Here is an 8986-nt window from a genome sequence, read left to right as displayed (position 1 = left end):
CAAGCCGTTTCCCAATTGTGCAACAACCTGTAGCACAAATCAGTCAAAATCAAAAATGCCCCATTACGCGTCAGCGAGACAAGTTAATATTTTTTATTCTGTCAGAGTTTTACGAGAAAAAACTAATGTGAATAGTTCAAACCTGAAAACTTGCCAATCAGTTAATTTTCAAGCTTTTTTTACTTGATTGAGTGAACTATCAAACTATTATGATCGGTTTCATATTATTCTCTAGTTCAATTGATGGCTACCAAGGCTAGGCTAAAGGATGAAGATTAATTTTGTACAAATCCAAAACTTTCGAAAACTAAAGAACTGTAGGGTTAACCTGTCAGATAATGAAACTCTGCTAGTCGGTGCAAACAATAGCGGCAAAACTTCAGCTACAGATGCTCTTATATGCTTTCTCGACAAGTCACGGAAGATTACAGTTACTGACTTTACCTTAAGTAACTGGTCAGCTTTAAATCAATACGCAGAATCTTAGCTTAGTACCGACCCAAAAGAGTTAAACGGGCAAGATATAAGCGATTGGATTCCGTACTGCCCTTCACTTGACGTTTGGCTTGATGCTGGTGTTGAAGATGTCCACAGAGTGGCACATTTAATTCCAACGCTTAAATGGAAGGGCGAGCTCTGGGGATCAGACTAACATATGAACCCAAAGATATTGAAAAGCTTAGAGAGAACTTTTTACAAGATTTCAGAGCTATAGATGAATTGCGAACCGACGAGACAAAGCTATCTTTTTGGCCTCGGGACTTGAAAGATTATCTCAATAGAAAATTGTCTGATTCCTTTGTTATCAGAGCTTACATCTTAGACCCTAAAAAAATCTCTACTACTCAAGATTTGCCAAAGGAAGCCACTCCACTAGAGAACGATCCTTTTAACGGTTTGTTTAAAGTTGACACTATAGAAGCACAGCGCGGATTCACAGATCCTAATAGTGAGCAAGTGAATACAGGCATTACCCTGTCTAGCCAGTTGCAGGAATACTACATTCGCCATCTAAACCCTACTGATTTACCTGATGACGAAGATCTTCCTGCACTGAAAGCAATTGAGGAAGCTCAGGAAGAGTTTGATAAGAAATTAGACAAGTCGTTTAAGGGAGCATTGGGCGAAATACAAGCTCTTGGTTACCCAGGATTCAATGATCCTGATGTTAAACTATCGAGTCGCGTTAATCCGATTAAAGGGTTGGAGCATGATGCTGCCGTGATATTTGATATTCAAAAGCAAGGTTTTAATAATCACACGTTCTCCTTACCAGAGCAATATAACGGACTAGGATACAAAAACCTTATTCATATTGTGTTCAAGTTGATTACGTTCAGAGATCGGTGGCAACGAATAGGAAAAGCTCAAAAAAGAAGAACTGCAAATGATGTTGCAATAGAACCCATCCATTTGGTATTGGTTGAAGAACCTGAAGCTCACCTGCACGCTCAGGTTCAACAAGTATTTATACGCAAAGCCTATGAAGTTCTTAGGAAAGATATCGATGAACAATTTACTACGCAGATGGTTCTTAGTACCCATTCAAGCTACATAGCTCATGAAGCTGGATTCGAGAAATTACGCTATTTCAAACGCAAAGCCGCAGTTAGTATCTCTGATGTGCCTGAGGCTGAGGTTGTCGATTTATCTTCAGTTTTTGGAAGTGGTAAGAAAAAGGCAACTGAAGACGAACAGACTCTTAACACTCAGAAGTTTGTTTCGCGTTACCTCAAGACTACCCACTGCGATCTTTTCTTTGCAAATGGCATCATTCTGGTTGAAGGTGCAGCAGAGCGAATGCTATTACCGCATTTCATTAATTATAATTATCCTGAGCTACGAAGTAGCTATTTATCAATACTAGAGGTTGGTGGTGCGCACGCTCAACGTTTGAAACCACTAATCGATACTCTAGCCTTACCTACTTTGGTGATTACCGATACAGATGCGAAGGGCGTGGATGGCAAGAAGGTTCAGCCTGCAAGAAATAATGATTATAAGTATGGCAGTGATACGCTTAGGGAGTGGTTTGAACTGAAAGACTTAAGTCTGGATGACGTACTGGATCTTTCAAATGATAAGAAAGTTAAAGGTAATGTCAGAGCTGCATATCAATATGGTTTTATGATCAAATATCATACAGGTGGTAAAGAAGAGGAAGCGATTCCATACACGTTTGAGGATGCAATAGCACTCAGTAACATTCAACTATTTCGAGACTTGACTAGCTCAACTGGGATGGTCAAAAAGATGCACGAAGCGACGATGAAGGCTTCTTTGGAAGAATGTGCGACTGCTCTATATAAAGCCTTAGATGGTGAAAAGGCGAAGATGGCATTGGATCTTTTGTATGATGTTGATCCTAAAAAGCTAAAAGTTCCAACCTATATTGATGAAGGGCTTCAGTGGTTGAAAAAGGAGCTGAGCAATACTGACCAAGAATTTGTCTTAGCAGAACCTGAAGAGGTTGAAGAACCCGAAGCCTTGGAGGAGTTCTGATATGGTAGATACTCATAGTCTTCAAGAGGTTGATAAAGAGATTTATCAATATCTAAACATTGACAACCCTACTAGTTTTTTACTATTTGCTGGAGCTGGATCGGGTAAAACCAGAACTCTTGTAAATGTTCTTCAGGCAGTACGTGACAATGACCTTCATAGGTTTATAAAAGCAGGACAGCGCATTGCCGTTATCACCTACACTAATGCTGCTTGTGAAGAAATTAAGCATCGCCTTCAATACGATCCAATATTTGCTGTCTCTACCATACACAGCTTTGTTTGGGAGTTAATTCAGCCATTTACGAGCGATATAAAAATATGGTTGGAAGCCGACCTCAAGGTAAGTATTGATGATTTACAAGCAAAAATTTATAAAGCAAAAGACAAATCTGGTAAGACGGCAGTAAAGAACGCTCGAAGTAGAGATTCAAAATTAAAACGGTTAGAAAAACTCGATATAGTACAGAATTTTACATACAGCCCAACTAGCACACGGTTGACTACAGGGTCTTTGACACATGCAGAGGTAATCAAAATTGCCACTGAATTTTTAACTGAACAGCCACTGTTCCAAAAAGTGTTAGTTAACAAGTTCCCTATACTACTGATTGACGAGAGTCAGGATACAAATAAAGGTCTGATGGATGCATTTATACAGACCCAGAAAAATAATTCAGGCTGCTTTTCATTAGGTCTTTTTGGTGACCTTATGCAGAGAATTTATAGCGGAGGTAAAGAAGACTTAGCGACAAGTCTACCTGAGAACTGGAAAACACCCGAAAAGAAAATCAACTTTCGGAGCCCCAAAAGGGTTATCAAGCTGATTAATAAAATTAGGCATGAGGATGATGGTAAACAACAAACTGCAAAGCCAGATGCAGAAGAAGGTCTTGTTCGTTTATTTATTGCCCAGACACCCAATGAAAATAAATCAGAAGTTGAGGCTCGTATAAGAGAGCAGATGAAGACGATAACTGATGATGAGAATGGGAAAGATGTTAGTCAGGTAAAAACGTTAACGCTTGAACATGCCATGGCAGCTCGTAGAGGAGAGTTTGACGAGTTTTTCACTCCATTGTCAGCGGAGGATAGCCTTAGAGATTCATTACTAAACGGAACGAGTTCAACATTTAAATTTTGTACTCATCAGGTTTTACCTTTGGCTAATGCGATTCGTAAAGAAAATGACTTTGAAGTTATGAGAATTATTAAGAAACATTCTCATTTGATAGGAGGAGAGAATAAAGACTTCCTTGCAGATCCGATAGCGCTATTAGCTTCTGTGGAAGATGCAGTGAGTAAGGTTAGAGCTTTGCTGAAAAATGACATTAGCCTCAGAGAATTATTGTCATTAATAGAGAAGAGTCAACTATTAGAAATCCCCGATATCTTGAACGACCTTTTACTGGAAGGTATCGCAGATCTCGTAGAGGGCGTTGAGTCACCTTCCATCCAAAAAGCTTGGGATACAGCACTTGATGCAAGACTGAGTCACGTTGAAAACTATGCAAAATATGTGGCCGACGAGCTAGGTTTTACTACTCATCAGGGAGTTAAAGGGTTGGAATTTGATCGCATTTTGGCAGTAATAGATGACAAAGACTCAAACGGCTTTCTTTTCAAGTATGAGAAGCTCTTTGGCGCTGAAAATCTGTCGGCTACAGATAAGAAAAATGAGGCGAATGGTATAGACTCCGTCTTATCCAGAACCAGACGGCTGTTCTATGTAATATGCAGTAGGGCGGAGAAGAGCCTTGCTGTTGTTGCTTACTCACAAGAGCCTTTAGCAGTCAAGAATCGTGCTATTGATGCTGAATGGTTTGATGAAGATGAAATCATACTGATTTAGTTAGAGGTCATTTTTTAAGTCTAATAGGCTGAGCTAGAGTCAAGGTTCTAGCTCACTTCTGTCCATGGGCGTTACAGTTCGTTATGACTGACGGTGTGATCACCAAGCGATTCTCTAGCATTTTGTCTATAGGATAGTGCGGTGACAATTAAGATAGGACGATACTTTGATGAGTAGCTTTTTCAGAATAGGTCACTCCCTAATCAGGTACATACTCGATTAGATCTTCAATTTTACAGTCAAAATAGGCACATAAAGCATTCAGTGTAGTTGTCGTTGTTACATAGTCCTTGCTTGTCACCAGCTTATTTATCGCAGACCTTTGAACTCCAATCTCTCTAGCAATTGCTGCCTGAGAGATTTTTTTTTTCTTCAACTTTTTCTTTTAATTCAATGAGCTCTTTAAGCTTATAACGGATCGTCAAAATTATGCACCATTTGTATCTTGACAGGGGACGATGATGAACTAAAGTGAATAGTGTATCTTGTCAGGGGACAAAAGGAGGTCGCATGGACCAAACCCTCTTAACGGCTAGAGAACTCGCAGAGCGTATCAAATTTAGCGCCAACTACATTAATTCGTCACTGCGAGACTCTATATTCATCGAAGGTAAGCACTACATCCGACCCTTCAATGGTAGAAAAATTCTTTACATTTGGGAAGCCATAGAAGCGGATTTGTACCAATCTGCAACGAGAAATATGCACTATATCCCAATGGCGTCAGGGAGAATTTGTCATGGCTAGTCTCAACTCTAGAAGTGGAAAGCTTTACATCGACTTTCGTTACAAAGGTGTTCGTTGCCGTGAGCAGACGTTATTAGCGGATACACCAGCGAATGAACGCAAACTCAATCGATTACTCAAACAAATCGATGCCGATATTCGTTTAGGCTGCTTTGTTTATAGCGAGTACTTTCCTGAGTCACCACGTTCGAAGAAGTTCATAAAAGACGATATCGCTGCCCAGAAAAAGAAGGATGCGATGCTGGGCAGTTACAAGTCAGCAAATCAAGAGATACAGGGTATCAGCACCATACCTTTTTCCGACTTTGCGATTGAGTGGTACCACGAAAACGAAGTGCGTTGGAAAGAAAGCTACAAAGACAGTATGAAGATTTACCTTCATAACTATCTAATACCAGAATTTGGTGAGGTTGAGGTGGATAAAATCACTCGCCCTGACATCTTGAAATACCGTGCACGCTTGATGCAACCCAAAGATGGTAAGCAGTTGTCTGCCGACTTTGTAAATCATGTGATGACGCCACTTCGCATGATTCTAAATGAAGCTGCAGACCGATATGGGTTTCGCTCGAGCTTTGAAAACATTAAACGACTTAGAATTGAAAAGCGTGATGTCCACCCTTTTAGTTTACAAGAGGTGATGACGTTTATTGATGCCGTTCGCGAAGAATACCGAAACTATTTTATTGTTCGATTCTTTACTGGTATGAGAACGTCTGAAATTGATGGGCTTAAATGGAAGTATGTCGATTTTGAGTTGCAGAAAATCAGCGTTCGAGAGACCTACGTAAACCGCCGGACTCAAACGGTGAAAACTATCGGGTCAGCGAGAGACATTGATATGTCGAGTATGGTGCTCAAAGCTTTGCGTGAACAATATGATGTGACTGGGCGTGGTGAGTATGTTTTCGCCAATGCTGAAGGGAACCCGGTTGATAAAACGAACCTTAGAGAGCGCATCTGGAAGCCGACGTTAGAGGAAATTGGGATGGATTATCGCCGTCCGTATGAAACACGTCACACCGCAGCAACATTATGGCTCGCGGCAGGGGAGGCTCCAGAGTGGATAGCGAAACAGATGGGGCACAGCACCACCAAGATGTTGTTTGAAATCTACAAGTCGCTTTGTTCCGAATCTCACTCGTCAAGATGGCAGTGCGTTTGAAAAGCTGTTGTCTAAAGCTCAAGACCAACATAAAGGAGGTCAAGCATGATAATGAAAGTGGATGTGTTAACGGTACACTGCGCCAGTGTGTGCTTGTCGATTATTCATCAGGAACGGTTCTTCAACCTTACACTAGATGAATTATTTGATCTTCGTGAGCCATGCACCAAGCGAGTCGGGGGACATTTGGTACGAATGAACCGTCCTACGGACCGTTTGTATATTCGTAAGTTGGTAAACTCGATGATGCAAATTCTTATCTTTTGTCGAAGCAAAAAGCTCAAATTCGAGCCAGATGAAATTATGGAAAAGCTTCAGTTGAGTTTTAACCAAATCGAACTCCCTCCAACATATCATTAAACTTATAGCGCCTAGAGAGGTCTAGGTGCTGTTTATATTGGCTAAAGCAGTGATCAAATTGTTAGACAGACTCATGGTCTTTCATCAAAATTTTTCATTGAACTAGGTATTGGTGTGACAGGTACGCTATTGCTAAGCTAGGCATAGTATTGGTCAAATGCACTAAACATTCTGATGATTCGTCAATTTATCAAGTAGCCTTGTCTATATGCCTTGAATTGTTAGCTTTTAAGTTTTGAATGATAAGATGTTCTAGTTAGGTTGGTTACATTCTAGGGCGATATTGTACTTGATTCAGGGAAGTTAATTTGTTGACTGTACACTGTGAAAGCTGTAGGGGTTAAGCATCGATTCTTACGACTTGATATTCGGTAAGCTGAGCGCGGCAATCTATCATGTCTTGCGCGGTTAGCTCAGTGCCACGCTTGTTGAGGGGCAGGTTAAGTGATAAGTGCAAATAGCGTGCACCAAGCGAGCAAACTTGTTCAGCAAGATGGATGGGGAGTGTACCAATAATGGTATCCCCTTTATTGATGGCATTAAGCTCTAAGTGGTCGACGAAAACATCAATGTCGAGTTTATTGAGCTTGGCCCATTCTTTGGCACCCGTATGGCGAGACACAAACCATTTCATTCGTCTATTTCCCAAGTTTGAATGTGCGACGTCATCGCTCAACATAGCTCAGTTTGGTTTTTAAAGCCACACGTATTGTATTCATCCATTTGCATGGCTGGCAGTGCTCATATGTTGTGGTGTGTGCCTGGCGGGCACGGTGAGCTGTCTTAATCCCGTCATAACCGGGCAGTGCTCATACAAATAGAGGCAGCACTTGTTGATGTAAAATTTAAGGTCTTAATCCCGTCATAACCGGGCAGTGCTCATACACTATCCGTTTATCAATGAAGATTACTCTTCAATCATGTCTTAATCCCGTCATAACCGGGCAGTGCTCATACACTGTACAAGTTGAAGACATCAATATTGCTACTAGTCTTAATCCCGTCATAACCGGGCAGTGCTCATACATATGCCGCGTTCATAATGTACAGCTACGCGGTTTGTCTTAATCCCGTCATAACCGGGCAGTGCTCATACATTACTCTACTGCTATGAAAGCACGCCAAACCGGGTCTTAATCCCGTCATAACCGGGCAGTGCTCATACAGCTACCAACCGCTAACCCGTACCATGTGGGGTAGTCTTAATCCCGTCATAACCGGGCAGTGCTCATACCCGTTTATGCTTTTGCAGTGGGGCTTAGAAAAGCTGTCTTAATCCCGTCATAACCGGGCAGTGCTCATACGGGGTACGCTTTTGAGTTCAATACTCTACAAGCGTCTTAATCCCGTCATAACCGGGCAGTGCTCATACCAGAAATTAAATTTATTCTTTCTAACTTCGACTTTTGTCTTAATCCCGTCATAACCGGGCAGTGCTCATACGGCAGAAGAACGCCGCCTCCTTAAGGAAGCAGCTAGTCTTAATCCCGTCATAACCGGGCAGTGCTCATACTGTACCTTTTGTAGCCCTTATGGCGCAAGGGCTAGGAGCGTGCTGTGCGTCAAAAATTTCGCGTAAAATTACATATTCACTATTTATGCATATATTGCCATTTTTGGCGTTATGAATATACATAATGCTTCTCCAAGTTACTGATTTATATAATGTGCTTGGATTTGGCGCTTTATTCGAGAAATACCTAGATTAAAACGCCAAATTCTCGTTGAAACGTAATGCTTTCTATGGAGCCTTTGTGATCGTTAGCCATCAACGATGTGCAGCACTTCTGGCCAATATACTTCTCCATTGCCATCGGCATATCGGCACAATGCATCTTTCCCGCACACTGGGTAATATAGTACCTTATCACTCGGCTCAATCAGTTTTTTTAGCTTTGTTTGAATTTGGCGTAGCTGCTGTCTGCGAACCAAACACTCGAACACGCTGAACTGAGTTCTATGCCCATAGCCTTCGAGTACTTTTACCGCTCGGCGGCGCTTTTTGTTATCGCTTATGTCGAAACTAATAATCCATATCATACTGTTACCCATCAATGATTTCGAAATGTGAGGCCTGCCATGCCACCATGGCTCCTTGAGTGATTCTTCGCCGCAGGCAGTGGATACAAAGACGAAAGTAATTCACTCTGTCTCCGTCTTCTAACCATTGTCTTATATCGTGGCGTAGAGTTTGAAATTGCTCAAAGGTTAATAGGCATTCGAATACGCTATACTGTACGCGTTCGCCATAACCTAACAGTTCTTTTTCTACTCGGTACCTTACGGTTCGGCTTGAAATGTCGTAGCAAACCAAATAGTGTTCCGCAGCCATTACCTTACCCTCTGTTGTGTCAACGTCC

10 protein-coding genes and 1 CRISPR repeat array are annotated in these 8986 nt (G+C 41.5%); of the genes, 6 read left to right on the top strand and 4 right to left on the bottom strand.

What is annotated here, in order from left to right; translation table 11 throughout:
* The first annotated feature begins 268 nt into the window (after positions 1-268).
* The 3 genes from UA76_RS25590 (at position 269) to UA76_RS06340 (ending at position 4354) form a co-directional block, all read left to right on the top strand.
* Positions 269-487: an AAA family ATPase gene (locus UA76_RS25590; RefSeq protein WP_052771968.1), complete on the top strand. Its 219-nt coding sequence runs from the start codon at positions 269-271 to the stop codon at positions 485-487.
* Between the two features lie 134 nt (positions 488-621).
* Positions 622-2502: an ATP-dependent nuclease gene (locus UA76_RS06345; protein ID WP_052771967.1), complete on the top strand. Its 1881-nt coding sequence runs from the start codon at positions 622-624 to the stop codon at positions 2500-2502.
* A gap of 1 nt (position 2503) precedes the next feature.
* The gene (locus tag UA76_RS06340; protein ID WP_047044107.1) at positions 2504-4354 is read left to right on the top strand and encodes a UvrD-helicase domain-containing protein; all 1851 of its coding nucleotides are present in this window, start codon (positions 2504-2506) and stop codon (positions 4352-4354) included.
* 199 nt (positions 4355-4553) lie between these two features.
* Here the strand turns inward: UA76_RS06340 and UA76_RS06335 are convergent, their stop codons facing one another.
* Entirely contained in the window at positions 4554-4730 is a 177-nt protein-coding gene (locus UA76_RS06335; RefSeq protein ID WP_238322196.1) for a helix-turn-helix domain-containing protein, read from the bottom strand.
* A 134-nt stretch (positions 4731-4864) separates the two neighbouring features.
* Here UA76_RS06335 and UA76_RS06330 point away from each other — a divergent pair, with 134 nt between their 5' ends.
* The 3 genes from UA76_RS06330 to UA76_RS06320 are packed head-to-tail and all read left to right on the top strand — an operon-like array spanning position 4865 to position 6626.
* The gene (locus UA76_RS06330) at positions 4865-5101 is read left to right on the top strand and encodes a hypothetical protein (protein ID WP_047044104.1); all 237 of its coding nucleotides are present in this window, start codon (positions 4865-4867) and stop codon (positions 5099-5101) included.
* Positions 5094-6266 (top strand): Arm DNA-binding domain-containing protein, encoded by a 1173-nt coding sequence (locus tag UA76_RS06325; RefSeq protein ID WP_238322195.1) that lies wholly within the window; start codon positions 5094-5096, stop codon positions 6264-6266. The genes UA76_RS06330 and UA76_RS06325 overlap by 8 nt, the downstream gene beginning before the upstream one ends.
* Before the next feature lie 45 nt (positions 6267-6311).
* The gene (locus tag UA76_RS06320) at positions 6312-6626 is read left to right on the top strand and encodes a hypothetical protein (RefSeq protein ID WP_047044103.1); all 315 of its coding nucleotides are present in this window, start codon (positions 6312-6314) and stop codon (positions 6624-6626) included.
* Positions 6627-6966: 340 nt separating this feature from the next.
* Here the strand turns inward: UA76_RS06320 and csx16 are convergent, their stop codons facing one another.
* The 3 genes from csx16 to cas2 (UA76_RS22915) all read right to left on the bottom strand — a co-directional run bounded on the left by csx16 (position 6967) and on the right by cas2 (UA76_RS22915) (position 8958).
* Complete coding sequence (csx16, locus tag UA76_RS06315; RefSeq protein ID WP_047044101.1) at positions 6967-7260, bottom strand: CRISPR-associated protein Csx16; 294 nt, start codon at positions 7258-7260, stop codon at positions 6967-6969.
* A 146-nt stretch (positions 7261-7406) separates the two neighbouring features.
* A CRISPR array of direct repeats spans positions 7407-8139; the repeat unit is 35 nt; unit sequence GTCTTAATCCCGTCATAACCGGGCAGTGCTCATAC.
* Between the two features lie 248 nt (positions 8140-8387).
* Complete coding sequence (gene cas2 / locus UA76_RS06310; RefSeq protein WP_075202547.1) at positions 8388-8666, bottom strand: CRISPR-associated endonuclease Cas2; 279 nt, start codon at positions 8664-8666, stop codon at positions 8388-8390.
* A 4-nt stretch (positions 8667-8670) separates the two neighbouring features.
* Complete coding sequence (gene cas2, locus UA76_RS22915) at positions 8671-8958, bottom strand: CRISPR-associated endonuclease Cas2 (protein ID WP_075202546.1); 288 nt, start codon at positions 8956-8958, stop codon at positions 8671-8673.
* Between the last annotated feature and the right edge of the window lie 28 nt (positions 8959-8986).

This window comes from Vibrio mexicanus, assembly GCF_001012815.1.
Lineage (GTDB): Bacteria > Pseudomonadota > Gammaproteobacteria > Enterobacterales > Vibrionaceae > Vibrio > Vibrio mexicanus.
This window is presented reverse-complemented; position numbering and strand designations above follow the sequence as displayed.

Coding starts and splice junctions, on each gene's coding strand:
- UA76_RS25590 (WP_052771968.1), top strand. CDS start 269: ATGAAGATTAATTTTGTACAAATCCAAAACTTTCGAAAACTAAAGAAC.
- UA76_RS06345 (WP_052771967.1), top strand. CDS start 622: ATGGAAGGGCGAGCTCTGGGGATCAGACTAACATATGAACCCAAAGAT.
- UA76_RS06340 (WP_047044107.1), top strand. CDS start 2,504: ATGGTAGATACTCATAGTCTTCAAGAGGTTGATAAAGAGATTTATCAA.
- UA76_RS06330 (WP_047044104.1), top strand. CDS start 4,865: ATGGACCAAACCCTCTTAACGGCTAGAGAACTCGCAGAGCGTATCAAA.
- UA76_RS06325 (WP_238322195.1), top strand. CDS start 5,094: ATGGCTAGTCTCAACTCTAGAAGTGGAAAGCTTTACATCGACTTTCGT.
- UA76_RS06320 (WP_047044103.1), top strand. CDS start 6,312: ATGATAATGAAAGTGGATGTGTTAACGGTACACTGCGCCAGTGTGTGC.
- csx16 (WP_047044101.1), bottom strand. CDS start 7,260: ATGAAATGGTTTGTGTCTCGCCATACGGGTGCCAAAGAATGGGCCAAG.
- cas2 (WP_075202547.1), bottom strand. CDS start 8,666: ATGATATGGATTATTAGTTTCGACATAAGCGATAACAAAAAGCGCCGC.
- cas2 (WP_075202546.1), bottom strand. CDS start 8,958: ATGGCTGCGGAACACTATTTGGTTTGCTACGACATTTCAAGCCGAACC.